This is a genomic window from Pelagibius sp. CAU 1746 (assembly GCF_039839785.1).
Taxonomy (GTDB): domain Bacteria; phylum Pseudomonadota; class Alphaproteobacteria; order Kiloniellales; family Kiloniellaceae; genus Pelagibius.
In genome coordinates, this window is sequence record NZ_JBDOQT010000001.1 from 668,344 (window position 1) to 691,725 (window position 23,382).

32 protein-coding genes are annotated in these 23,382 nt (G+C 68.6%); 7 read left to right on the forward strand and 25 right to left on the reverse strand.

Going from position 1 to position 23,382, the window contains the following annotated elements; translation table 11 throughout:
• Positions 1-14: 14 nt before the first annotated feature.
• Positions 15-218 carry a hypothetical protein gene (locus AAFN88_RS03055; RefSeq protein ID WP_347518071.1) on the forward strand — a complete coding sequence of 68 codons (204 nt, stop codon included), beginning with the start codon at positions 15-17 and terminating at the stop codon, positions 216-218.
• Between the two features lie 18 nt (positions 219-236).
• On the opposite strand, the gene AAFN88_RS03060 is transcribed toward AAFN88_RS03055, so the two are convergent.
• Positions 237-770 carry a PAS domain-containing protein gene (locus AAFN88_RS03060; protein ID WP_347518072.1) on the reverse strand — a complete coding sequence of 178 codons (534 nt, stop codon included), beginning with the start codon at positions 768-770 and terminating at the stop codon, positions 237-239.
• Between the two features lie 239 nt (positions 771-1,009).
• Between AAFN88_RS03060 and AAFN88_RS03065 the strand changes: the two genes are divergently transcribed.
• Entirely contained in the window at positions 1,010-1,522 is a 513-nt protein-coding gene (locus AAFN88_RS03065) for a GNAT family N-acetyltransferase (protein ID WP_347518073.1), read from the forward strand.
• A gap of 119 nt (positions 1,523-1,641) precedes the next feature.
• Here AAFN88_RS03065 and AAFN88_RS03070 read toward each other — a convergent pair whose 3' ends face one another.
• The 8 genes from AAFN88_RS03070 to hisB form a co-directional block, all read right to left on the reverse strand.
• Entirely contained in the window at positions 1,642-2,496 is an 855-nt protein-coding gene (locus AAFN88_RS03070; RefSeq protein WP_347518074.1) for an alpha/beta hydrolase, read from the reverse strand.
• 10 nt (positions 2,497-2,506) lie between these two features.
• Positions 2,507-2,875 carry a histidine triad nucleotide-binding protein gene (locus AAFN88_RS03075; protein WP_347518075.1) on the reverse strand — a complete coding sequence of 123 codons (369 nt, stop codon included), beginning with the start codon at positions 2,873-2,875 and terminating at the stop codon, positions 2,507-2,509.
• Positions 2,876-2,902: 27 nt separating this feature from the next.
• Complete coding sequence (locus tag AAFN88_RS03080; RefSeq protein WP_347518077.1) at positions 2,903-3,241, reverse strand: phosphoribosyl-ATP diphosphatase; 339 nt, start codon at positions 3,239-3,241, stop codon at positions 2,903-2,905.
• Between the two features lie 15 nt (positions 3,242-3,256).
• Positions 3,257-4,033, reverse strand: coding sequence for an imidazole glycerol phosphate synthase subunit HisF (hisF, locus tag AAFN88_RS03085; RefSeq protein ID WP_347518079.1), 777 nt, complete (start codon positions 4,031-4,033; stop codon positions 3,257-3,259).
• The gene (gene hisA, locus AAFN88_RS03090; protein ID WP_347518081.1) at positions 4,034-4,777 is read right to left on the reverse strand and encodes a 1-(5-phosphoribosyl)-5-[(5-phosphoribosylamino)methylideneamino]imidazole-4-carboxamide isomerase; all 744 of its coding nucleotides are present in this window, start codon (positions 4,775-4,777) and stop codon (positions 4,034-4,036) included. It abuts the gene before it with no gap.
• Between the two features lie 11 nt (positions 4,778-4,788).
• Entirely contained in the window at positions 4,789-5,367 is a 579-nt protein-coding gene (locus tag AAFN88_RS03095; protein WP_347518083.1) for a GNAT family N-acetyltransferase, read from the reverse strand.
• Positions 5,364-6,020: an imidazole glycerol phosphate synthase subunit HisH gene (hisH, locus tag AAFN88_RS03100; protein ID WP_347518085.1), complete on the reverse strand. Its 657-nt coding sequence runs from the start codon at positions 6,018-6,020 to the stop codon at positions 5,364-5,366. Before hisH ends, AAFN88_RS03095 begins: the two co-directional genes overlap by 4 nt.
• A gap of 82 nt (positions 6,021-6,102) precedes the next feature.
• Positions 6,103-6,690 (reverse strand): imidazoleglycerol-phosphate dehydratase HisB, encoded by a 588-nt coding sequence (gene hisB, locus AAFN88_RS03105; RefSeq protein WP_347518086.1) that lies wholly within the window; start codon positions 6,688-6,690, stop codon positions 6,103-6,105.
• Positions 6,691-6,894: 204 nt separating this feature from the next.
• Here hisB and hslV point away from each other — a divergent pair, with 204 nt between their 5' ends.
• A complete protein-coding gene (hslV, locus tag AAFN88_RS03110; RefSeq protein ID WP_347518087.1) occupies positions 6,895-7,485 on the forward strand; it encodes an ATP-dependent protease subunit HslV in 591 nt (196 codons plus the stop codon).
• 13 nt (positions 7,486-7,498) lie between these two features.
• A complete protein-coding gene (gene hslU, locus AAFN88_RS03115) occupies positions 7,499-8,836 on the forward strand; it encodes an ATP-dependent protease ATPase subunit HslU (RefSeq protein ID WP_347518089.1) in 1,338 nt (445 codons plus the stop codon).
• A gap of 182 nt (positions 8,837-9,018) precedes the next feature.
• Here the strand turns inward: hslU and AAFN88_RS03120 are convergent, their stop codons facing one another.
• The 11 genes from AAFN88_RS03120 to AAFN88_RS03170 all read right to left on the reverse strand — a co-directional run bounded on the left by AAFN88_RS03120 (position 9,019) and on the right by AAFN88_RS03170 (position 17,866).
• Positions 9,019-9,546, reverse strand: a complete 528-nt coding sequence (locus AAFN88_RS03120) for a PAS domain-containing protein (RefSeq protein WP_347518091.1) — start codon at positions 9,544-9,546, stop codon at positions 9,019-9,021.
• Between the two features lie 8 nt (positions 9,547-9,554).
• On the reverse strand, positions 9,555-9,959 hold the full coding sequence (locus AAFN88_RS03125) for a helix-turn-helix domain-containing protein (RefSeq protein WP_347518092.1): 405 nt from the start codon (positions 9,957-9,959) through the stop codon (positions 9,555-9,557).
• Complete coding sequence (locus AAFN88_RS03130; protein ID WP_347518093.1) at positions 9,960-10,472, reverse strand: GFA family protein; 513 nt, start codon at positions 10,470-10,472, stop codon at positions 9,960-9,962.
• Between the two features lie 123 nt (positions 10,473-10,595).
• Positions 10,596-11,189 carry a Smr/MutS family protein gene (locus tag AAFN88_RS03135; RefSeq protein WP_347518095.1) on the reverse strand — a complete coding sequence of 198 codons (594 nt, stop codon included), beginning with the start codon at positions 11,187-11,189 and terminating at the stop codon, positions 10,596-10,598.
• A gap of 43 nt (positions 11,190-11,232) precedes the next feature.
• Complete coding sequence (locus AAFN88_RS03140; protein ID WP_347518096.1) at positions 11,233-11,928, reverse strand: lactate utilization protein; 696 nt, start codon at positions 11,926-11,928, stop codon at positions 11,233-11,235.
• Complete coding sequence (locus AAFN88_RS03145) at positions 11,925-13,370, reverse strand: LutB/LldF family L-lactate oxidation iron-sulfur protein (RefSeq protein ID WP_347518097.1); 1,446 nt, start codon at positions 13,368-13,370, stop codon at positions 11,925-11,927. The genes AAFN88_RS03140 and AAFN88_RS03145 overlap by 4 nt, the downstream gene beginning before the upstream one ends.
• Positions 13,371-13,375: 5 nt before the next feature.
• A complete protein-coding gene (locus AAFN88_RS03150; RefSeq protein ID WP_347518098.1) occupies positions 13,376-14,185 on the reverse strand; it encodes a (Fe-S)-binding protein in 810 nt (269 codons plus the stop codon).
• A 93-nt stretch (positions 14,186-14,278) separates the two neighbouring features.
• Positions 14,279-14,998: a hypothetical protein gene (locus AAFN88_RS03155; protein ID WP_347518100.1), complete on the reverse strand. Its 720-nt coding sequence runs from the start codon at positions 14,996-14,998 to the stop codon at positions 14,279-14,281.
• Positions 14,992-15,690 (reverse strand): hypothetical protein, encoded by a 699-nt coding sequence (locus AAFN88_RS03160; protein ID WP_347518102.1) that lies wholly within the window; start codon positions 15,688-15,690, stop codon positions 14,992-14,994. The genes AAFN88_RS03155 and AAFN88_RS03160 overlap by 7 nt, the downstream gene beginning before the upstream one ends.
• A 162-nt stretch (positions 15,691-15,852) precedes the next feature.
• Positions 15,853-17,094 carry an MltA domain-containing protein gene (locus AAFN88_RS03165; protein WP_347518104.1) on the reverse strand — a complete coding sequence of 414 codons (1,242 nt, stop codon included), beginning with the start codon at positions 17,092-17,094 and terminating at the stop codon, positions 15,853-15,855.
• A gap of 31 nt (positions 17,095-17,125) precedes the next feature.
• A complete protein-coding gene (locus AAFN88_RS03170; RefSeq protein WP_347518106.1) occupies positions 17,126-17,866 on the reverse strand; it encodes a Tim44/TimA family putative adaptor protein in 741 nt (246 codons plus the stop codon).
• A 121-nt stretch (positions 17,867-17,987) separates the two neighbouring features.
• Between AAFN88_RS03170 and AAFN88_RS03175 the strand changes: the two genes are divergently transcribed.
• From AAFN88_RS03175 to secB, 3 genes are all read left to right on the forward strand, one after another.
• Complete coding sequence (locus tag AAFN88_RS03175) at positions 17,988-18,566, forward strand: FxsA family protein (RefSeq protein ID WP_347518108.1); 579 nt, start codon at positions 17,988-17,990, stop codon at positions 18,564-18,566.
• On the forward strand, positions 18,563-19,108 hold the full coding sequence (locus tag AAFN88_RS03180) for a histidine phosphatase family protein (RefSeq protein ID WP_347518109.1): 546 nt from the start codon (positions 18,563-18,565) through the stop codon (positions 19,106-19,108). The genes AAFN88_RS03175 and AAFN88_RS03180 overlap by 4 nt, the downstream gene beginning before the upstream one ends.
• A 95-nt stretch (positions 19,109-19,203) precedes the next feature.
• On the forward strand, positions 19,204-19,701 hold the full coding sequence (gene secB, locus AAFN88_RS03185) for a protein-export chaperone SecB (RefSeq protein WP_347518111.1): 498 nt from the start codon (positions 19,204-19,206) through the stop codon (positions 19,699-19,701).
• A gap of 39 nt (positions 19,702-19,740) precedes the next feature.
• Here the strand turns inward: secB and dnaQ are convergent, their stop codons facing one another.
• From dnaQ to AAFN88_RS03210, 5 genes are read right to left on the reverse strand one after another with little or no spacing between them, the layout of a single operon-like run.
• Positions 19,741-20,412 carry a DNA polymerase III subunit epsilon gene (dnaQ, locus tag AAFN88_RS03190; RefSeq protein ID WP_347518112.1) on the reverse strand — a complete coding sequence of 224 codons (672 nt, stop codon included), beginning with the start codon at positions 20,410-20,412 and terminating at the stop codon, positions 19,741-19,743.
• Positions 20,405-21,049 (reverse strand): dephospho-CoA kinase, encoded by a 645-nt coding sequence (gene coaE, locus AAFN88_RS03195; RefSeq protein ID WP_347521622.1) that lies wholly within the window; start codon positions 21,047-21,049, stop codon positions 20,405-20,407. The genes dnaQ and coaE overlap by 8 nt, the downstream gene beginning before the upstream one ends.
• A gap of 17 nt (positions 21,050-21,066) precedes the next feature.
• Positions 21,067-21,921 (reverse strand): shikimate dehydrogenase, encoded by an 855-nt coding sequence (locus AAFN88_RS03200; RefSeq protein ID WP_347518113.1) that lies wholly within the window; start codon positions 21,919-21,921, stop codon positions 21,067-21,069.
• Positions 21,918-22,559, reverse strand: a complete 642-nt coding sequence (locus AAFN88_RS03205) for a nucleoside triphosphate pyrophosphatase (protein WP_347518115.1) — start codon at positions 22,557-22,559, stop codon at positions 21,918-21,920. The genes AAFN88_RS03200 and AAFN88_RS03205 overlap by 4 nt, the downstream gene beginning before the upstream one ends.
• Positions 22,559-23,380 (reverse strand): pyruvate, water dikinase regulatory protein, encoded by an 822-nt coding sequence (locus AAFN88_RS03210; protein WP_347518117.1) that lies wholly within the window; start codon positions 23,378-23,380, stop codon positions 22,559-22,561. The genes AAFN88_RS03205 and AAFN88_RS03210 overlap by 1 nt, the downstream gene beginning before the upstream one ends.
• Positions 23,381-23,382: the final 2 nt, after the last annotated feature.

Here is a 23,382-nt window from a genome sequence, read left to right on the forward strand (position 1 = left end):
GGCCGGAGGCCGTCATGAAATTTCTGATGCTCTGCCTCGCCGCCGCCCTGGTCGTCGGCGGCATCCTGTACCGCGCCGAGATCGAGGCTTACTTCGCCGATCGCGCCGGCGCGTCTTCCAGCGCCGGCAGCGGGTCCTCGGTCACGGAGTCGATGAAGAACCTGGGCGAGGCGGCCAGCGGCGCAATGAACAAGGCCGGCGACGCCCTCGGCCGCTAGACTCTCTTCCGGCCCGCCTCAGTTCATGATTTCGAAAGCGACGATCAGGCGCGTGACCTCGCCGCCATCGTCCTGCAGCGGCAGGACGAGGCCTTCCCAGCTCATGCGGCGGTTGTCGGCGGTCAGAAGCTCCTCGATGAGGATCACGGGCTGCCTGGACAAGGTGGCCTGGGTGAAGACCGCCCGCACGAAGTCGCGGTATTCGGGGTTGGGGTAGTCCTCGATCGAGCGCCCCGTCAGGTCGCGGCCGACGTAGGTGGCGCCGTTGGCCGAATGGACCCGGAAGACGAAGTCGAGCGGATCCCTTTCCACATCGAGCAGGTTGAGATTTCCTATGACAGGGCGGTAATCGAGGATGTCGAAGCCGCCGGCGGCGGGCAGCCGCTCCGGGCCGCCGCATTTGGCCCCCCAGATCGCGAAAGTTTCTCTGAGGCGTGGAGAGCTCAGCTCCTCGATCCGCCGCGAGGTGATCTCGACAGGGCCGGCCGCGCCCTCTGAGCGCGCCAGCCTTACGTCCCCGCCCGTCGGTCCCTTGTCGCCGGGTCGCGCCATCACGCCGTCCCCCTCCGGTCCCAAACAACACGATTCTGTCGCCGCACGGCACGGCAGGCAACCGGCAGGGCGGCGTTCCGGGCCATCAAGTGCGCCTTTTCCAACCTTCGCGGGAAATCTGCTGGCGGCCTTTCGATATTTCGGAAAAGCGGCAGGTCGCGGCGGGACGCCGCCGACGGACCCGCCCCGCGAAGCCAAGGCGATTGCGGCGTGCCGCGTTCCGCGCTAAAGGCAGCGGCATGACCCTGCCAGATACCTCCGCCGACACCTCCATCCAGCTCGTCGGTCTCGACGAGACCTTCGAACTGCGCCGCGCCGTGCTGCGCCCCTGGATGACGCCGGCCGAAGCGGCGGCGCCCTATATCGCAGCGGACGATCATTTCCATGTCGGCGCGCTGCAGGGTGGAAAGGTGGTCAGCACCGCCGGCTTCATGGCCGAGGCGCAGCCGGACTACACCGAGGTCTTCGGCCCCGCGCAATGGCGCCTGCGTGGTATGGCGAGCGACCCTTCAGTGCAAGGAAAGGGTCTCGGCGGCCGGGTTCTGGAATTCGGTGTCGAGGAACTGGCCCGGCGGCTGGCGGCGCGCGGCGAGGACGGCGCCGTCGTGTGGTGCAACGGGCGCACCGTCGCGCAGACCTTCTATGAGCGCCACGGCTTCCAGGCCATCGGCGCGCTTTTCGAGACGCCGCGCACCGGAACGCACTACGTGTTCTGGCGCAAGGTGGAGGTGGGGCCTTCGGGCGGAATCTAAAGGCGCAGCAGCACCGCAACCACGTCGTCACCCTCGGGCTTGACCCGAGGGTCCATGGTGCCACCACCCAGTCGCGGGTCAATGGATGCTCGGGTCAAGCCCGAGCATGACAAGTGGTGTCAAAGCCCTTCCAGGAAATCCCGCAGGCTTTCGTTGAAGGCTTCCGGCTGTTCCAGGTTGGGCAGGTGGGCGGTGCCGGGGATGACGCTGCCGGTTGCCTGGGGCAGGGCCTGGACCAGGTGGACGCAACGCTGCTGGATATGCGGAAAGTCGCCGTCGCCCCAGATCACCTGGGCCGGCGTCTGCAGGTCGGCGAGGCGGGAGTAGGCCACCGGAAAGGCGGCGGGGTTGGTCTCGCGCCCCGGATCCTCGGCATAGAGCGCCGCGCCGTTCATGGTCAGGAAGAGCTCGCGCAGCGCGCCGCCGACGCGGCCTTCCTCGCTGCCCGGACCGTCGAGCCACATCCAGGCTTCCAGGAGGTTCAGGCGCTCGAGGTCTTCGTCCTCCTCGGCTTCCTCCATCAGCTGCAGCAGCGCCTCGACCGGCGGCGGGAAATCCTCCGGCGAAGGTGCGCCGGTCACCGCCGGAGCGACCAGAAAGAGGCCGGCCACGCGGTCCGGGTAGGTGAGAGCAAAGTCGATGGCGATGCGCCCGCCCTGGGAGCAGCCCACCAGCACGGCCCTGTCGATGCCACGCTGGTCCAGCACCGCCAACAGGTCGTCGACCTGGGAGAAGATCTCGGGACTGTAGCGTGTAGCTCCGAAGCCGCGGCGGTCGTAGGCAACGGCGCGGCGCGACCCGGCAAGCGCGGCGAGCTGCGCCTCCCACATGCGCTTGTCGGCGACGCCGGCGTGCAGGAAGACCGCGGCGGGACCGGCGGCACCGTCGGCTTCGACACCCTCCAGCGTGGCCTTGCCACTGGCCACCCGGAAATCCGTCAAGAGATGCGCTTTCGCTGCGAGCGGCGTGTCCATCCGAAGCTCCTCATACCTGCGGCGGCTTGATCATGTAGCCGAGAGGCTGGCCGCCGAAGAGGTGGAGGTGGAAGTGCGGCACCTCCTGGTGACCGTGGACGCCGGTGTTGGCGAGGATGCGGTAGCCGTCGCCGTCGAGGCCCAGGTCCCTGGCGATCCTGCCCGCGGCGCGGAAGAAGCCGGTGATCTCAGCCTCCGAGGCCTTTTCCGAGAAGTCCGCGAAGGAGACGTAGGCGCCCTTGGGAATGACCAGCACATGCACCTTGGTTTGCGGCTGGATGTCGTGAAAGGCTAGGACGTGATCGTCCTCGTAGACCTTGTTGCAGGGAATCTCACCGCGCAGGATCTTTGCAAAGATGTTGCCGTCGTCGTAGGCCATGACGCTTCTCTCCAATTAAGTCGCGCACTATTCTTTCGTGCGCGATGCTTTCTCGGCAAGGCCGGAAGTGCCCTGACGCGCTTCCAGCGCCGCCCAGACATCGGCCGGTTTCACGCCGTTGGCCGCCCAGAGCACCAAGAGGTGATACAGCAGGTCGGCGGACTCGCCGACCACGCCATCCTTGCGGCCCTGCGCGCCCTCGATGATGGTCTCCACCGCTTCCTCGCCGACCTTCTGGCAGATCTTGGCCGGGCCGCGGTGCAGCAGCTTCGCGGTGTAGGAGCTTTCCGGATCGGCGCCGCGGCGGCTTTCGATCACCCGGTAGAGCGCATCGAGAAGCGAACCGTTCAGAGCATCCTTGGACATGACCTTCGTCTTTCTCTAGGCGGCCTGCGGTTCGACCGGACGCACGGGCAGGCCGTGCGCGGCGAGGCAGGCCTTGGCCTCGGCGATGGAGTAGGTGCCGAAGTGGAAGATGGAAGCGGCCAGCACGGCCGAGGCATGACCTTCGATGACACCCTCGGCCAAATGCTCCAGGGTGCCGACGCCGCCCGAGGCGATGACCGGCACCGGCACCGCGTCGGAGACCGCGCGGGTCAGGGGCAGGTTATAGCCTTCCTTGGTGCCGTCGCGGTCCATGGAGGTGAGCAGGATCTCGCCGGCGCCGAGCGCGCACATGCGCCGCGACCACTCCACCGCGTCGATGCCGGTTTCCTTGCGCCCGCCGTGGGTGAAGATCTCGAACTTCTCCGGTCCCACGGACTTCGCATCGACGGCGACGACGATGCACTGGCTGCCGAACTTCTCCGCCGCCTCGCGCACGAAGTCCGGGTTGTGCACGGCGGCGGTGTTGATGGAGACCTTGTCGGCGCCGGCCAGCAGGAGCCGGCGGATGTCCTCCAGAGTGCGCACGCCGCCGCCCACGGTCAGCGGCATGAAGCAGTGCTCGGCGGTGCGCTGCACCACGTCGAGCAGGATGCCGCGGTCCTCGTGACTGGCGGTGATGTCGAGAAAGCAGAGCTCGTCGGCGCCGGCGGCGTCGTAGACCTGGGCCTGCTCGACGGGATCGCCGGCGTCGCGCAGGCCGACGAAGTTCACGCCCTTGACCACGCGGCCGTCCTTCACGTCCAAGCAGGGGATGACGCGCACGGAGAGCATCTAGGCGGCTCCACTCTGCGGGCCGGCCAGCAGCGCCAGCGCCGCCGCCGGATCGAGCCGCCCGTCGTAGATCGCGCGGCCCGAGATCACGCCCTCGATGCCCGAGTCCTCGATGGCGAGCAAGGCGGCGAGGTCGTCCAGAGAAGCGACGCCACCCGAGGCGATAACCGGCGTCTCCAGCGCTTCGGCAAGGGCGCGGGTCGCTTCCACGTTGGCGCCCTGCAGCGCGCCGTCGCGCTCGATGTCGGTGTAGACGATGGCCGCGGCCCCGGCGTCCTCGAAGCGGCGCGCCAGGTCCAGGGCCTCGATCTCGCTGACCTCGGCCCAGCCTTCGGTCGCGACCTTGCCGCCGCGCGCGTCGATGCCCAGGACCACCTGGCCGGGGAAGGCGCGGCAGGCTTCGCGCACCAGCCCGGGGTTCTTCACCGCGACGGTGCCGAGGATGACGCGCCGCAGGCCCAGGTCGAGCCAGCGCTCGATGGTTGCCATGTCGCGGATGCCGCCGCCCAGCTGCGCGGGAATGTCGATAGCCTTGAGGATCGCCTCGACGGCGGGCGCGTTCACCGGCTTGCCCTCGAAGGCGCCGTTCAGGTCGACCAGGTGCAGCCACTGGAAGCCGGCCTCGACGAAACTCCTGGCCTGGGCCGCCGGGTCGTCGTTGAAAACCGTGGCGCTCTCCATCTCGCCGCGCAGCAGGCGCACGGCCTGGCCGTCTTTCAGGTCGATGGCGGGGAAGAGGATCATCGCTCGTCGTCCTAGGCGTCTTGCGGAGCCGTCCCTTCGGGGAGGGCGCCGTTGCCGTGCAGGTCCTTGTAGTAATAGTAGCCGGTGACCCAGCGGTCCTCGACCCAGGCGTAGTGGGGATGGGTGCCCCAGCGCACGAAGCCGGCTTCCTCCACCACCTCGATGGCGCGGGATTGGGTCTCGCGCACGTCCAGGTTCAAGACGCGCAGGCCGTTGGTTCGGGCGGCTTCCTCGACGCGGGCGACCAGCGCCGGGGCGAGGCCATGACCGCGCGCCCAGGGCGCCACGAAGAAGGTGGTGAGCTGGCCGGTCAGGCTCTGGGCCTCGTTGTTGCGCGGCGGGCGCACCAGCTGGGCCGAACCGGCGATGGTGCCGTCCAGGCGGCCGACGAAGAGCTCGCGCTCCGGCACCAGCAGCACGCCGCGCCAATAGGCCTCCATGGTCTGGCGCGGCGGCGGGGTCAGCCAGCCGAAGCCGCCGCCGTGCTGGATCGCTGCGTCGGCCGCGTCGCAGAGGTCGTGCAGGTCCGGTCCGTGAAAACCGGTCAAGCGATCCATGGTGATGCTTGCGCTCGAATCGTTCACGGTCATGGACTCCACCTCAAGAAATTCGCGAGCAGCCGGAGACCCGCACTTTGGCTCTTCTCCGGGTGGAACTGGGTTCCGGCCAGGTTGTCGTGCGCCACCATGGCGGTCACCGGCCCGCCGTAGTCGACGCTGGCCAGCAACTGGGCCTCGTGGGTCGGACGCAGGTGATAGCTGTGCACGAAGTACACATAGGGTGTCCCGCCGAAACCTGCTACCAGGGGATGAGTCCTGTCACGCAGGTTCAGCGCATTCCAGCCCATGTGCGGCACTTTCAGCGGCGCTTCCGACTCAGGTTGGGGCGCCGGATCCAGAGCCACCACGTCGCCGGGGATCCAGCCGAAGCCTTGGTGCTCGCCGTGCTCCAGCCCGCGCGTGGCCATAAGCTGCATGCCCACGCAGATGCCGAGGAAGGGGTGCGCCCGCTGGATCACCATTTCCTCCAGCGCCTCGACCATGCCCGGCACCGCATAGAGGCCACGGCGGCAGTCGGCGAAGGCGCCGACGCCCGGCAGCACCACCCGGTCGGCGCGGCGCAGGGCCTCGGGGTCGTCGGTCACCAGCACCGGACCGCCGCCCGCCTCGGCGGCGGCGCGCTCCAGGGACTTGGCGGCCGAACGCAGGTTGCCCGAGCCATAGTCGATGATCGCAACGGTCATGGGAGACCTTCTTGATCCTTGCGTTTGGCGATCCGGGGCGGCCGCCGTTTTCCGGAAGAGCCGCCCGTTCTAAGGGGACCGTCTAGAGGGAGCCCTTGGTCGACGGCACGGCGTCGGCCTTGCGCGGGTCGATCTGGATGGCTTCGCGCAGCGCGCGGGCCAGGGCCTTGAAGCAGGACTCGACGATATGGTGGTTGTTGGTGCCGTAGAGGTTCTCCACGTGCAGCGTCAAGCCGGCGTTCTGGGCGAAGGCCTGGAACCACTCCTTGAACAGCTCGGTGTCCATGGTGCCGAGCTTGTCGCGGTTGAAGTCCACCTTCCAGACCAGGTAGGGCCGGTTGGAAGCGTCCAGCGCCACCCGGGTCAGCGTCTCGTCCATGGGGATGAGAGCCGAACCGTAGCGCCAAATGCCCTTGCGCTCGCCCAGCGCCTGGGAAAAGGCCTGGCCCAGGGCGATGCCGCTGTCCTCGGTGGTGTGGTGGTAGTCGATATGCAGGTCGCCCTCGGCCTTCAGCGTGATGTCGATCAGGCTGTGGCGCGAAAGCTGCTCGAGCATGTGGTCGAGGAAACCGATGCCGGTCGAGACCTGGTAGGCGCCCGTGCCGTCCAGATCGATCGTGGCGATGATCCTGGTTTCCTGGGTGTTTCGCTCAATGGTTGCCCGGCGCATATCGTTCCGACCGCCCGAAAGCGGGTCCTTTGGCTGACAGGTCTTTCAACGAAGGCGCCGTTTTATCAGGAAGGGCGGGGGGACGCCAGCGCCGATCACGGCCCCTTCGAAGCGGGGAAAAGCCGCCATTTTCCGCGGTCCGCCGGGATGTCGGACCTGAAATCCGGCTTGACCCGGCCGCCCGTTTCGCCCATCTGACAGTCCATGTCAGACAATTCCCCCCAACAGTGGCACGGCACCACCATCCTCTCGGTCCGCAAGGGCGACAAGGTCGTGGTGGCCGGCGACGGCCAGGTCAGTTTCGGCAACACGGTCATGAAGTCCAACGCCCGCAAGGTCCGCCCGCTGGGCAAGGGCAACGTGATCGCCGGTTTCGCCGGGGCCACGGCCGACGCCTTCACCCTCTTCGAGCGCCTGGAAGCAAAGCTGGAGACCTATCCCCACCAGCTGACCCGGGCCTGCGTGGAGCTGGCCAAGGACTGGCGCACCGACCGCTACCTGCGCCGGCTGGAAGCCATGATGGCCGTGGCCGACGGCACCACCTCGCTGGTGCTGACCGGAAACGGCGACGTGCTGGAGCCGGAGGACGGCCTGATCGGCATCGGCTCGGGCGGATCCTTCGCCCTGTCGGCCGCGCGCGCCCTGATCGACGTCGACGGCCTGGACGCCGAGGCCATCGCCCGCAAGGCCATGAAGATCGCCGGCGACATCTGTATCTATACGAACGAAAACATCACCATCGAGAGCCTGCCCAGCAGCGCCGCTTCCACCGGCAGCGGCGACTCAAAGGCCTGAGGCTCGGAGCGCCATGACCGAAAGTACCTCCACGACCTCCTCGTCCTTCTTCACCCCGCGCGAGATCGTTTCGGAGCTGGATCGATTCATCGTCGGCCAGAACGACGCCAAGCGCGCGGTCGCCATCGCCCTGCGCAACCGCTGGCGCCGCCAGCAGCTTCCCGAGGAGCTGCGCGAGGAGGTGTTGCCCAAGAATATCCTGATGATCGGCCCGACCGGCGTCGGCAAGACCGAGATCGCGCGCCGCCTGGCCAAGCTGGCCCAGGCGCCCTTCATCAAGGTCGAGGCCACCAAGTTCACCGAGGTCGGCTACGTCGGCCGCGATGTCGAGCAGATCATCCGCGACCTGACCGAGGCCGCCATTCACATGACCCGCGAGCGCCAGCGCCAGCAGGTCAAGGCCCAGGCCGAGCTGCACGCCGAGGAGCGGGTGCTCAACGCCCTGGTCGGCGAGAACGCCAGCGCCGACACCCGCCAGAAGTTCCGCACCATGCTGCGCCAGGGCGAGCTGGACGCCAAGGAGGTCGAGGTCGAGGTGCAGGACAGCGCCGGCATGCAGCTTCCGACCATGGAGATTCCCGGCATGCCCGGCGCTTCCATGGGCATGCTCAATCTGGGCGACATCTTCGGCAAGGCCATGGGCGGGCGCACCAAGAAGCGCCGCATGAGCGTGGCCGAGTCCTATGATGTGCTGATCGCCGAGGAGAGCGACAAGCTGCTGGACGAGGAGGCCGTGATCAACGGCGCCATCACCTCGGTGGAGCAGAACGGCATCGTCTTCCTGGACGAGATCGACAAGATCACCGCGCGCGCCGAACGCGGCGGCGCGGACGTCTCGCGCGAAGGCGTTCAGCGCGACCTGCTGCCGCTGATCGAGGGCACCACGGTGGCGACCAAGCACGGGCCGGTGCGCACCGACCACGTGCTGTTCATCGCCTCGGGCGCCTTCCACATGGCCAAGCCCTCGGACATGCTGGCCGAGCTGCAGGGCCGCCTGCCGATCCGCGTGGAGCTGGACGCCCTCAGCCGCGACGACTTCAAGCGCATCCTCACCGAGCCGGAGAACAGCCTGATCCGCCAGTACAAGGCGCTGATGGAGACCGAGGAGGTGACCCTCGACTTCGCCGAGGAGGCCATCGACGCCCTGGCAGACCTCTCCGCCGAGATCAATTCCTCGGTGGAGAACATCGGCGCGCGGCGCCTGCACACGGTGCTGGAAAAGCTGCTGGAAGAGATCTCCTTCACCGCCACCGACCGCGGCGGCGAGACCATCGTCATCGACGCGGCGATGGTGCGCGAACGCGTCGGCGAGCTGGCCAAGAACGCCGACCTCTCGAAGTTCATTCTCTGAAAGCTGGCTCGTTGCAGAAAACAGCCTCGAGCCGGCTGTCCACCCTTCGAGACGGCGCTAAAGCGCCTCCTCAGGGTGAGGTCGGGAGCATGGACTGATCGGCCTCATGCCGAGGAGCGAGCGCCGGCGGGCGTCTCGAGGCACGAGGTCAATCGAGGCGCCAGACGGTTTTCGCCGGGCGCTCACAACAGGCGGAACTCGATCTCTTCGGTGATGGTCGGCGGGTTGGCCTTCCAGGCCGACTGGCCCTGGCTGAGGCTGCGCTCGGCGGTCTGGCCGACCAGCATCATGTCGACGGTCCGCCCGTCGCTGGCCAGCGGCATGAAGAGGCGGCTGATGCCGCGCGGCCCCTCGATCTCCGTATAGCCGTAGGCGCTGCGGCTGTAGAGCGCCCCGGGACCGGCCGCGCCGCGCCTGAAGAGGGCGGTGATGTGGTCGCGGTAGATCCCTTCGGGCAGTTCCTCGTGCTGCAGCTTGCCGGTCGGGTCGACGCCGATGGCGACGTCGGCGCCGACCAGGCGGAAGCGGAAGCGGCGCCCGTCCTGCAGCACGTCGACCAGCATCACGTAAGGCAGCAGCGGGCCGAGTTCGGCGGTGTCGATGTCGCCGCCCGCCGGCCAAGCCCGGCCATCCTTCTTCCCGATCCAATAGAGATAGAGGTCGCGCAGCTGCGGTTCGGGAATCCTGCCGGCGTCGCCAGGGCGGATCATCGGGAGCCTCAGTCCTCCCCGCCTTCGCCGCCGGTTTTCGCCAGCGCCCCGCGCCAGTTGCCGGCCGGATCGACCTGCTCCAGCAGCCGCTCCAGCGAAGTCTCGTCCATCGCCGAGACGCGTTCGGCCAGCAGGTTGGCCAGCAGGGTCGCCTTGGCGCTGAGGCCCGCGGTGTCCACCACCACGCGCGGATGCGACAGGTCGGCGAGCTGCTGCAGTTCCTCCGCCTCGTCCCAGATGATGCCGAGAAACTGGCAGACCCGGTGCACGAAGCGGCGGCTCGGCTTGCCGCGGCGGCCGTGCTCCATGGCCGAGAGATAGGCCGGCGAGACCTGCAGGCCGGCGGCCATGTCCTTCAGCGCCAGGCCGCGGGCGGCGCGGATGGCGCGCAGCTTTTCCCCAAAAGGAGTCATTTATTGGTCACCGGGCTCGGACTGGTCATAGAGGCCGTGGGCCTGGTGCCACTCGGCCAGGGATTCTTCGGGGTATTCGGCGTAACGGTTGGCGCTCTTGGCCTCGGGCGGCAGCTTCACCCAGCCCGGCTTGGAATCCAGCATGATGAAGACACTCTCCGGCGCCGCGGGCAGGGGCGTGTCGATGGCCGAGGCGAAGGGGTGCACCAGCTCCGGCCAGCGCGGATCGTAGGCATAGAGCGCCGAGCCGCAGTGCTTGCAGAAGTGGCGGCGCGCCGGACTGGGCTCGTCCGGTCCGGCCCCGCCGGCGCCGCGCGCCTGGTAGACGCTGACGTGTTCCTCGCCCTCGACCTTCAGGGTCGCGTAGACGCCCGACAGATTGATGGCATAGCCGCCCCCGCCCGCCGTCTTGCGGCAGATCGAGCAGTAGCAGCGCATGTAGGGCACCGCGGCGCGTGAAAACACGGAGAACGTGACGGCGCCGCAGTGACAGGACCCTTTCAGGTGCGGCATGGCAGACCCCGCTGTCACCCAGACGAAATTGCCTGGCGCATAACCGGATCACAGTTTAGCGGGTTCCGCAACGGAAGGCGATTCCTCGTTCCGGCGCGAAAGAGGGCGGGGCGGCGCGGGAATTCAGCGGCGGCGGCGCAGCAACACGTAGAGGGCGCCGGTGCCGCCGTGCTTCTGCTGGGCATAGTCGAAGGACAGAACCTTCGCCCGGTTGGGCGCCTCGTTCAGCCAGCGCGGCACGTTGGCGCGCAGCACGCCGCCCTCCTCCTTGTGCAGGCCCTTGCCGGTGACGATGAGGACGCAGCGCTTGCCGGCGGCCTGGCTCTCGGCCAGGAAGCGCTCCAGGCGGCGGTGCGCCTCGGCCTGACGCAGCCCGTGCAGATCTAGGGTCGCCTCGATGGGCAGCTTGCCGCGGCTGAGGCGTTCGGCCTTGCGGCGGTCGATATCGGCGCGGCTGCCGTGGGTCAGATCCTGCTGCGGGCGGGGCCGGGACGAGAGCGCGGCCGGCGCGGGAGGCTGCGGCGCGGTCGCCGCGGCGCGGCGCTTGGGCTTGCCGGCCGGGGATTCCGCGGCCGGCGCCGCCGCGTCCTGCAGCAGCTCGACGGCACGCGAATGGAGCCGGTCGCGCCCGGTGAGCGGCTTGATCTGCCCCGCCACATGCCGCCAGAGGCGCCGATCCTCGGACGAAAGGGGAGGCCCTTTGCGCTTGCCGCTCATCGCCCCTTCACCCTCAGCCGGGCCGCCGCCACTTCGGGCCGCCTCAGCCCGCGGCCGCGTCGCGGTCGTCGACCAGCAGCACGTGCAGGCGGCGCGGACCGTGCGCGCCCAGCAGGATGGTCTGCTCGATGTCGCCGGACCGCGAGGGGCCGGTGATCATGTTGACCGCGCGCGGCATCTCGCCCGGCCCGGCCCGTTCGCGCAGCCGCACCCAGGCCTCCTCGTAGGTGCCGGTCACCTGGGAGGCGCGCAGCACCACGATGTGGTTCTCGGGCAGGAAGTTGAGGGTGATCGGCGCCTCGGGGCCCGAGGCCATCATCAGGGTGCCGGTCTCGGCGATCCCCGCGAAGGCGCCGGTGACCGAAGTCGCATCCTCGGCCGTAGCGATGCCTTCGGCGATCTCCAGCAGCGGCTGGCCGTCCCAGGGCAGCTTGCGCAGGTCGTCGCGCGGCGCCATGCGGACCTGCGACGGCAGGTTCTCGTTCTTCAAGTAGTCGGCCACCGCCCGGGGCACCTCGGCCTCGTCATCCAGGCGCACCACTGTCGCCGAGACCTCGTTCAACATCTTCTCGAGCAGGTCGAGTTGCTCGGCGTGGGAAACCTGGGCACGCTGCGGCACCAGGTTGGGCCGCGGCGCGGCGAGGCGCTGCTCCAACTCGGCGCGCGTCGCCTCGTCCGGCCGTTCGCGGCGCAGGGAACGGCGCACCGCCGCCAGGATCTGCTGCTTGGAACCGCTCATCGGGCCACTTTCTCTTTCTGCCGCCCTGCTTGCTGCTGCTGGGCCCAGAGCTGCTGGAAGGTCTTGCCCTCGGGCGCCGGGAAATCGCGGTGCTTGGTCCAGCCGCGCAGCAGCGGCAGGGCATCGAAGCGCCCGCGCGCGCGCCCGAAATGAGCCAGCAGGCGCGCCTGCCAGCCGGTGAGGAAGTGGTAGAGCCTGGGCCGGCGGGCGACGAAGGCCCAGAGGCCGAGCCCGAAGCGCACCGCCGGCGGGGAGAGGTGGCGTTCGAACTCGCGCTCGCGCCAATGGCGCATCATCTTCGGCAAGGGGATGCGCATGGGGCAGACCGCCTCGCAGCGCCCGCAGAAGGTGGAGGCATTGGGCAGGTGGCCGGCCTCGTCGACGCCGATCAGGTTGGGCGTCAGCACCGAGCCCATGGGGCCGGGATAGACCCAGCCGTAAGCGTGGCCGCCGACCGCGTGATAGACCGGGCAGTGGTTCATGCAGGCGCCGCAGCGGATACAGCGCAGCATGTCCTGGAAGTCGCCGCCCAGCATGTTGGAGCGCCCGTTGTCGAGCAGGATGACGTGGTACTCCTCCGGCCCGTCCAGGTCGTCCGGACGGCGCGGCCCGGTGGAGAGCGTGGTGTAGGAAGAGAACTCCTGGCCGGTGGCCGAGCGCGCCAGGACGCGCAGGATGGTGCTGGCGTCCTCCAGGTTGGGGACCACCTTCTCCAGGCTGGCGACCACGATGTGGACCCGCGGCAGGGTCTGTGTCAGATCGCCGTTGCCTTCGTTGGTGACGATGATCGAGGTTCCGGTCTCGGCCACCAGGAAGTTGGCGCCAGTGATGCCGACGTCGGCCTCCAGGAAGCGGCGGCGCAGCATCCGCCGCGCCTCGGCCACCAGCTGCACCGGCTCGCTGAGCTGGCGCTCGGAGGGCAGCTCGGTGTGATGGTGGCGGAAGTCGGCCTCCACCTGTTCCTTGGTCAGATGCACCGCCGGCGCGATGATGTGGCTCGGCGGTTCCTTGCGCAGCTGGATGATGTATTCGCCGAGGTCGGTCTCGACCACCTCCAGCCCGGCGGTCTCCAGGGCCTGGTTGAGGGCGATCTCCTCGGAGATCATCGACTTGCCCTTGGTCACCACCTTGGCCTCGACGCGCCGGCAGATGTCGAGCACCGCCTTGACCGCATCCTCGGCGGTGGCGGCCCAGTGGACCTGGCCGCCGCTGGCGGTCACCTTCTCCTCGTAGCGCTCCAGATAGAAATCCAGGTTGGCCAGGGTATGGTTCTTGATGTCGCGCGCCTCGTCGCGCAGGGCATCGAACTCCGGCAGGCGGGCGCGGGCCTTGGCGCGCTTGTCGATGAAGCCGGTCTTCACGTGCTTCATCGCCTTCTGCAGCGTCTGGTTGGCGAGCGCCGCGCGGGCGTTGTCCTTGAAGGCGTGGGAAGTGCTCTGCATGGCGCTCAGTCGCTCCCTTCGCCGGCCGCACCGCCAGCCCCGGCTTCACCGATGGGCGGCTGATCGATCATGTCGGCCAGCACCTCGGCCACGTGGCGCACCTCCACGTCCGCGCCGCGCCGCTGCAGCTTGCCGGCCATGTTCATGAGGCAACCCAGGTCGCCGGCCAGCAGGGTGCCGGCGCCGGTCGCGATGATGTTGTCGGTCTTGGATGTCACGATCTTGTTGGAGATGTCCGGATACTTCACGCAGAAGGTGCCGCCGAAGCCGCAGCAGACGTCGTGCTCCACCATCTCGGTCAGCTCCACCCCGGCAATGGTGCCGAGAAGTTTGCGCGGCTGGGCCTGGACGCCGAGCTCGCGCAGGCCGGAGCAGGAATCGTGGTAGGTGACCTTGCCCTCGAAGCGGGAGTCGACCCGGGCCAGGCCGCGCACGTCGGTGAGGAAGGAGACCAGTTCCCAGGTCCGCCCGGCCAGGTCCTCGGCCGCCGCCTGCATCTGCGCATCTTTCTCGAAGAGGCTGGGGTAGTGCTCGCGGATCATGGCCGCGCAGGAGCCCGAGGGCGCCACCACGTAGTCGAAGCCCTCGAAAGCCTTGATGGTCTGCTCCGCGATCGCCCGGGTGTCGGCCCGGTCGCCGGAGTTGTAGGCCGGCTGGCCGCAGCAGGTCTGGGCCTGCGGCACCTCCACCCTGCAGCCCGCCCGCTCCAGCAGCTTCACCGCCGCAAAACCGACGGAGGGGCGCATCAGGTCCACCAGACAGGTCACGAAAAGTCCGACGCGCGGATGCCCCTCGGCCAGCGATGCATCAGCCATGAATGATCCTCCCAAATCCAGCCCTTGGGGCTTTCGGGGATAATGGTATTACCACTTGGGAAAAGCAAGCGGCGGGAGGCTGTTAGAGAGGCGTCACCGCGATGTGGACTGGGGAAACTGGGGCTGCTTGGCTGGATCGGCGACGATCATCGGGCCGGAAATTCCCGGATAGGCCGCAAGGGCCGCCCGCGCCGCAGCTATGTCCTCAAATCGCCGCGGCCCCGCCAAGCTGCCCAGGTATTTGCTGCCGCGGAAGAATTCGAAGTGGCCCAGATAGACGATCTGGCCCGCTTGGACGGAGAAGAGAGAATTCTGCCCATAGACCAACTTCGCCTGAGGATCGATGTATTCCAGGGGGTCAATGTAGGAGTCCTTGTCCCAAGTCAGCCCCCACTTGTTCCGATAGCGCTGTTGCTGCGCGACATACAGGGTCTTGAACTGGCCCGTTCCGGCCGCGACCAGGGCATAGGTGCCCGGATCTATTTGCTGCACCCGGGCTGGCGGATAGGGATCGCCGCGATGCAGCCGGACGGAATCGCGGATCAGGCTGGCAAAGCCCTTGCCGCCCGGCACCAGACGCAGGGTCTCGGGGTCGAACTCCTGCCAGTGGAGAGTCAGGCTCCTGTCCGGGTCACGGAAGTCTTCCGCCCAGACGATGCCGCCACCGAGAAGGACGATCGCCTTGTCGCTGGCGGCGTCGAAGTGGCTGGTGCGGTCGAGCATCGCCGGGGCACCGCAGGCCGCGGCGCCCAAAAGCAGAGCGACAGCCAGAGCTCCCTTCAACAGATTCGCGCGTGCCAACGGTTTCACCATCGCCGCACCTCTTGCGGGGGCTTGGCGGGATCGAAGGTCCTCATCACCCCGGAAATTTTCGGATAGGCCGACAGCGCCTGACGGGCTGCGGCTTCGTCCTGGAAGTAGTTGATCCCCCGGAGGCTGTCGATGTAGTCCCACTTCACGAACTCGAAGTGCCCGACGTAGAGGACTTCGCCCGCCGCGACGGAAAAGAGGTGATTGTTGCGGCTTACCTCGGCGGAAGGATCGATGTGCAGCCGCGGGTCGACGGTGAAGTGCCAGGACTGGCCCCTGCCTTTGTCATCCTTCAGCCCGTCCTTGGAACGAACAAAAGTGCTCATCAGGTGGGGAAACCCGGCCCCGATGAGCGCATAGTCTCCGGGCCGGACCTGCAGGACGGAGACCGTCGGCTTGAGATAGGCCGGTTCATCCGAGAAGGCGCTGGCCACGATGGAGGTCTCGAAGGTTGCGCCATCGGGAACCAGGCGCTTGGTGACGGGATCGTATTCCACCCAGAAGGTCGAGAAGCTCCTGCCGGCCCTGATCTCCTCCTGCTGCTCGCGCGTCACATTGGTTCCCAGGATGACGATTGCCGTATCGCTCGTCGCATCGAAGGTCAGCGAGCGGGAGGCATCGGAGTTGCCGCTGCACCCCGACGCCACGGCACCGATCATCGCCAAGGCCGCAAACCCGTGCCAAAAAGACTCCATTCCCAATCCCCGTCCGAACCTGACAACCATCGTTTCGCGCCGCGGGCGGTCGCGGCCTTGGCGCGCGCAATACGCTCTTTTTAGCGGCCCGCTCGCCCCTTTGGCTAGGCGCGATGCGCGCGTCTCGTTCAAGAAGACAGGTGAATTCGCGCGAGAGGCGCGTCAGCTCGCGGTCTTGCGGCGCTCGGCAACGGCCTTGGGCAGGAAGAGGTAGTAGGTGCCGCGCTGCTTCATGCGCCCGGCCTGCTCCAGTGCCGGCTCGCCGGAGCCCCAGAAGAAGTCGCCGCGCACCGCGCCCTTGATGGCGCTGCCGACATCCTGGGCGACCATGAGGCGGCGCAGCGGCCGGTCCGAAGCCGGCCAGGTGGTGTCGAGGTAGAGCGGCACGCCCAGCGGCAGCAGGGAAGAGTCCACCGCCAGGCTGCGGCCCGGCGTCAGGGGTACGCCCTGGGCGCCGATGGGGCCTTCGCCGGTGATCTCGCGGAAGAAGATGTAACGGGCGTTGCGCTGCATCACCTCCTTGGCCTTTTCCGGGTTGGCGCGCAGCCAGTCGCGGATCTTCTGCATGGAGGCGCTCTTGCGGTCGATGGCGCCCTCGTCGATCAGGGCCCGGCCGATGGCGTAGAAGGCGTGGCCGTTGGAGCCGGCGAAGCCGACCCGCGTGACCCGGCCGTCGGGGAAGACCACGCGGCCCGACCCCTGGACGTGCAGGAAGAAGGCGTCCACCGGGTCGGCCGCCCAGACCAGCTCCAGCCCGCGCCCGGCGAGCGCCCCGGCATCGATCTCCTTGCGGGTCATGTAGGGCACCAGGCGGCCGTCCCGGACCCGGCCGACCAGCCTCTCGCCGCGCAGATCGGCGCGGAAAAGCGCGAGGTCGACGGTCACCAGATCGTCGGGCACCCGGTAGAGCGGCGTCGCGCCGGGGGCGTCGGGGCCGGCGGCGGCTTTCAATTCGGCTTCGTAATAACCGGTGAAGAGGCCCTCGCGCTTGCCTGCGTTGGAAACGGCGAAGGGCTGGAAATGCCGTTCCAGGATCTGACGCAGCGCCGCATCCAGCACTTTGGGATCGTCGCCCGCCGGGATCTGCCGCAGAGCCGCGCAGGGGCCGCGCCAGTCGGCGACAGTGCCGGCCAGGGCATCTGGTCCTACCGCCCGGCCGTCGGGCTGCGCCAGCAAGCGCCCGCAGGAACGGGTCAGCGCCGGCAGGGCGGCGGCCACCTCGTCCGCCTCCCAGCCGGGCAGGGCCGCGAAGCCCACCGGCTCCAAAAGCAGGGTGGGTTCCGCCGGCGGCAGTTCAACCTCGGCTTTCGGCGGTTCGGCGGGCTTTTCCGGCGGCGCCTCGCGTTCGCAGGCGGCCAGCAGCCCCGCCAACAGCAAGGCGCCGGCCAGCGGCGCGGCTTTCATTCCGGTCCCGATGCGGCCCATCGGGCGGGGCTCAGTTGGGGCTGCGGCTGGCAACCAGCGCCCAGTTGGGGTCGCGGCTGCGGGTGTTGCGGGCGAAGGTCCAGATGTCGGTGACCTTGGCGACATGGTTGGGATCGCCGTCGACGATGCGGCCCTCGGCGTCGCGGGTCACGTTGACCTGCTCGGAGACGAACTTCACGGTCACGAAAGCCGTCTTCTGCTGCATCTCGGCCTCGATGATCTCGGCCGAGGTGATGCCGATCAGCGTCGTTTCCAGGGTTTCCTTGTTCTCCTCGCGCTCCTTGATGGCGCCGGCGAAGTCGTCGTAGACCTCGTTGGCCAGCAGCGGGCGCAGGGTCTTCACGTCGCCCTGGGCGAAGGCGCCGATGATCATCTCGAAGGCGGCGCGCGCGCCGGAAACGAACTGGCGCGGATCGAAATCGCGGTCGGCGAGCCTGATCTGGGTGATGCCGGCGGCCAGGGGGGTGTCGGCGATCTCCTCCTCGGGCGCCTCGGCTTCCTCGCGCGCGGCCTCGAAGACCTCGTCCTCGGCCAGGGGCCGCCCGGTCCCGCGGTCACCGGCCCGGTCGGGAAGCTGGACCACCTTGTCGTCGCCGCTCTCGCCCTTACGATCCTCGGCCTGGGTGAAAGGATCAAAGTCCGGTCGTTTCTCGTGACCGGTCCGCTTACCCAACACCGAACGGAGCTTGAGGATAAAAAAGGCTGCGACTGCAGCGAGAATGACTATTTCTATGAAAGTGCCGTCGCTCATCCGTTCACAATCGTTGAGGCGCGCCCATAAAGGCAACCCGGGGCGGGCACGGCCGCGGTCCGGCTGGCATTGCCGCCGGGTGATGCGCATTATGTAGGTAATTGGTAGGGAAAGAGCAAGTATGGCCCTCATTCTCCTGGCCCTCTTTATAGGCCTGCCGCTGCTGGAAGTCGCGGTCTTCATCCAGGTCGGCGAGGCGATCGGCGTCTGGCCGACCATCGCCGCCACCGTCGCCACGGCCCTGGCCGGGTCCCTGCTGCTGCGCACCCAGGGCCTGGCCGCGCTGACGCGCGCCCGCGCCCAGATGGACCAGGGCCAGCTGCCGGCCCGCGAGATGTTCGAAGGGGTCTGCCTGGTGCTGGCCGGCGCGCTGCTGCTGGTGCCGGGCTTCGTCACCGATGCGATCGGTCTGCTTTTGTTCGTCCCGCCGGCACGCGAACTGCTGCGCCTGATGATCGCCCGCCATATCGCCGCCAAGGCCGCGCGCGGCGAAGCCCGGGTCTTCGTCGACGGGGTCGAGGTCCGGCCCGATGGTCCGGGGAGGGACGATTCGCGAGGCGGCGGCCCCCGGCAGGGCCCCCGTCAGGGCCCTGGACGCGGTCCGGTGATCGACGGCGACTACGAAGACCTTTCCTCGGACGGCGGCAAGGACGGCGAAGACGGCCGGAACGCCTCGGACCTGAGGAGGCTTGGCCGGTGATCCTGGTGCGCCATGGGCAGTCCCACTTCAACGTTCATTTCGCCAAGACCCGCATCGACCCGGGGATCGTCGACCCGCGCCTGACCGAGGAGGGCGAGCGCCAGGCCCGGGCGGCCGGCGAAAGCCTGGCCAACTGCGGCGTCCGGCGCATCGTCGCCAGCCCCTATTGGCGCACCCTGCACACCGCCGAGATCATCGCCGAGGCCCTGGGCCTGCCGGTCAGCATCGATCCCCGGGTGCGCGAGCGCTATTCCTTCTCCTGCGACGTGGGCAGCCACCGCGCGGAACTGGCCCGCCGCTGGCCGCGGTTCAGCTTCGGCGACCTGCCGGAACGCTGGTGGCCGGAAGACGAGGAGAGCGAAACCGCCCTGGCCGAGCGTTGCCGCGGCTTTCGAGACAGCCACTTGGCGGAGAACGCCTGGGACGGACTGCTGGTGGTGAGCCACTGGGGCTTCATCCGCGGTCTGACCGGCGAAGCGGTGGGCAATGGCGTCGCCCTGCGTTTCGATCCGGTCGGCGGAGCGGCCGCCCCGGCCTTCTGAGGCCGCGGCAAGGCGCGCCCGGCGGCTGCCGCGCCCCGTTGTTTCCCTGGGCGATCCGTGATAGCCAAGCCGCCTCGCGATCAAAGGAGCCGGATATGGCCGAAGAAGCCGCTCAGCCGCAGCTGACCATCAACACCCAGTACGTGAAGGACCACTCCTTCGAGAACCCCAATGCGCCGGGCATCTACGGCAGCATGCGATCCGGCAAGCCCGACATCAACGTCAGCGTCGACGTGACTCCGACGCAGCTTCAGGATCAGGTCTACGAAGTCGTGCTGTCGCTGCGCGCCGAGGCCAAGATCGGCGATACCGCGGCCTTTCTGGTGGAGCTCGACTACGCCGCGGTGGTGAGCCTGGGCGCCGACCTGACCGAGCAGCTGCGCGAACACCTGATCATGATCGAGGTGCCGCGTCACCTCTTCCCCTTCGCCCGCGCCATCCTGGCCGACGACACCCGCGACGGCGGCTTCCCGCCGCTGATGATGGGGCCGATAGACTTCGCCCAGCTCTACATGAGCCGCAAGCCGGCGGAGGCCGCCGCCGAGAAGGGCGGCGAAGAAACCCCCGCGAACGGAGCCAACGGACAGGGTTGAGGACGGGGCTGGAGACGGGGCTGAGTTCCCGCACGGCGATCAGGCGCGCCAGAGCGGGTCGCTCAGTTTTTCCAGCATGGCTTCGTGCGCGGCCTTTTCCCCAGGGCTGGCCGCGTGGGGCCGCGGCGGCCGTACCTCGCGATTGACGGGGGCGGCGGCGCGGACCGTCTTGCGCTGGCTTTCCAGCACCAGGCCCGGCTGACGGCCGCCGCGCAGTTCCAGGTAGACCTCCGCCAGCAGCTCGCAGTCCAGCAGCGCGCCGTGAAAGGTGCGCGCCGAATTGTCGATCTCGAAGCGCCGGCAGAGCGCATCGAGATTTACCTGGGCACCGGGAAAACGCTCCCGCGCCAGGGCGACGGTGTCGATGGCGCGCTCCATGGAAAGCCGCTCGTGGCCCGCGTCCCGCAGTTCGGCATTGAGGAACTTCATGTCGAAGCTGGCGTTGTGGATGACCAGCTTGGCGTCGCCGATGAAGTCGAGGAAGCTCTGGGCAACCTCCGAGAAGACCGGCTTGTCCTTCAGGAAGTCCTCGCTGAGGCCGTGAATGCGCTCGGCCTCTTCCGGCATGTCGCGTTCCGGGTTGATGTACTCGCGATAGGTCCGCCCGGTCGGAATGTGGTGCAGCAATTCCAGCCCCGCGATCTCGACAATGCGGTGGCCGGCCGCCGGGTCCAGGCCGGTGGTTTCGGTGTCGAGAACGATTTCACGCATGACGTTTTCCCGGACGGTTTCCCGATTTGCGCCGGCGGCGGCGCCGGGCTTCTTCCCGCAGCAGTGTGACGATGGCCGTGAGCTGGCGCAAGCTGTGGCCCTTGGTCAGGCCCGTCTGCACCACGAAATCGGCGCGCCGGCGCTTTTCCGCGTCCGGCATCTGTCGCTCGAGCACGGCCTGCAGCTTCGCCTCGGTCATGCCCGGGCGGGCGAGCACCCGGGCGCGCTGAACCGCCGGCGGGGCCGAGACCACGATAACCGCGTCGCAGAGGGCATCGCCGCCGGTCTCGAACAGCAAAGGGATGTCGAGCACCGCCAGCGGCCGGTGCTGGCGGGCCTGCCTGGCGAGGAAGGCCTGCGCCTCGGCGCGGACGAGGGGGTGGAGAATGCCTTCCAGCCGGCTCAAGGCGGCGGGATCGCCCAGGACCTTCGCCGCCAGGCGGCCGCGGTCGATGGCGCCGTCCTTGTCGACACCGGGAAAGGCGGCCGCCACGGTGTCCACCGCCGCGCCGCCACGCGCCATCAGCCGGTGAACGGCCGCATCGGCCTCGTGAACCGGCAGGCCGAGGCGCCGCAGCATGGTGGCGGCGGTCGTCTTGCCCATACCGATGGACCCCGTCAGCCCGACGACCAGCATGGCGCCCGGCCCGGCCACTAGTCCCCCCCCAGCACGTAGCTGCGCAGCTCCGGCGTTACCCGGGGATCGGGACCGAACCAGGCGGCGAAGCAGGGCCGGCCCTGGTGCAGCAGCATCCCGAGGCCGTCGACGGCCGTACAGCCCTTGGCGCGTGCGGCCGCCAGTAACGGCGTCTCCAGCGGACTGTAGACCAGATCGGAAACCACGGCCGCGGAGTCCAGGCCGTCGAGGGACAGTTCGAGCGCCGGCTGACCGCTCATTCCCAGGCTGGTGGAATTGACCAGCAGGCCGGCGCCGGCCAGCGCTGCACCGCGATCCTCCCAGGGGACGACCCTTGCCGAACTGCCGAGATCTTCCGCCAGGCGCTCGGCGCGCGCGCGGTTGCGGTTGCACAGGCGCAGTTCGGGCAGGCCGGCGTCGAGCAGGCCCACGGCCACGGCGCGCGCGCCGCCGCCGGCGCCCAACAGCACCGCCGGGGCCCGGCTGGCGTCGAAGCCGGGCGAGCCCGCCTTGAGGTTCTCCATGAATCCGAAGGCATCGGTATTGGCGCCGCGTATCTTCTCGCCGTCGAAGGTCAGCAGGTTGGCCGCGCCGATGCGCCGGGCGGTGTCGTCCACCTCGTCGCAAAGCGCCAGCACCGTCTGCTTGTGCGGTATGGTGACGTTCACGCCGCGCAGGCCGGCGGCGGCCAGGCCGCGCACCGCGGCCTCCACCCTGTCGGGCTGCACCGGCAGGGGCACGTAGGCGCCGTCGATGCCGTGCTCGGCCAGCCAGTAGCCGTGCAGCCGCGGCGAGCGCGAGTGCGAAACCGGCCAGCCGATGAGCCCCGCGACCTTCGCTTTGCCGGAGAGGGGGAGAAGCGAGACGGTCATGTCGGCAGGGCCTTGTTCAATCGGAGGAAGTCGAGCAGCGCTAGCAGCGGCAGGCCCAGCACGGTGAAGAAGTCGCCCTCGACCACGTCGAAGAGCTGCGCCCCCAGGCCCTCGAGCCGATAAGCGCCGACGCAGGCAGTGACCGTGGGGCCGGAAGCTGTCAGGTAGGCCTCGATAAAAGCGTCGCTGAGCTTGCGCATGGTCAGGTGGGCAGCGGCGTTGTGGTGCCACATGCGGGTCCCGTCGCGCACCACGCAGACGGCGGTCCAGAGGCTATGGGTCTTGCCGCTGAGCGCCCGGAGTTGAGCGGCGGCGTGGTCGCGGTCGGGCGGCTTGTCGAACCAGACATCGTTGCAGGAGAGCATCTGGTCGGCGCCGATGACCAAGGCGCCGGGATGCTTCGCCGCCACGCGCCGCGCCTTCAACTCGGCCAGGGTTTCGGCCACCTGGGCCGGCGTCGCGCCCTCGGCCCTGAGGGAGGCCTTCACGCCGTCCTCGTCCACCGCGGCGGCCTGGAGATGCACGTCCAGCCCGGCGGATTGCAGCATCTGCGCGCGCGCCGCGCTGGCCGAGGCCAGCACCAGCGGCGGCGGTGCGGCGGCCATAAGAGTGGCCGGACCTTCCGCACCTCCCGCCATCACGCCTCCGCGCCGACGTGCTTGGCGTAGTAGTTCATGATGGTCGCCGCGGTTTCCTCGATGGAGCGGCGGGTGACGTCGATCAGAGGCCAGCCGTGCTCGACGCAGAATCGCCGCGCCTGGGCGATCTCCTGGCGCACCGCCTCCAGGTTCACGTAGTCGGTTTCCTGCCTGTCGTCGGTCAGCATGCGCAGGCGGTTCTGGCGCACCTGAACCAGGCTGCTCGCCTCCTTGGTGAGCCCGACGATGAGCGGGCCCCTGGCGTGCAGCAGTTCCTCGGGCATGGGGCAGCCGGGCACCACCGGCACGTTGGCGGCCTTGATGCCGCGGTTCGCCAGATACATGCAGGTCGGCGTCTTCGAGGTGCGCGACACGCCGACCAGGATGATGTCCGCCTTGTCGATGTCGCTGCAGTGCTGGCCGTCGTCATGGGCCAGGGCGAAGGTCATGGCGTCCATGCGGCTGAAGTATTCCGCGTCGAGCACGTGCTGCAGCCCGGGCGTGCCGCGGATCTCGACGCCGAAATAGTTGGCGAGTGCGTGGATCACCGGATCCAGGACCGGAATGCAGGGCAGGCCCAGCGAGGCGCAGCAGGAGGTGAGCTGGTCGCGCAGTTCGCGGTTCACCATGGTGTAAAGCACCGGGCCGGGGCTGGCCTCGATACCCTGCAGGACCTTGGTCATCATGCCGCGGGTACGCACCAGGCTCCAGACATGCTCGATCGGTTCGACGCCGCCGAATTGAACCAGGCAAGCGCGTGCGACGGAGTTGATGGTCTCGCCCGTCGCATCGGAAACGAGGTGCATATGATGAACCGTCATGC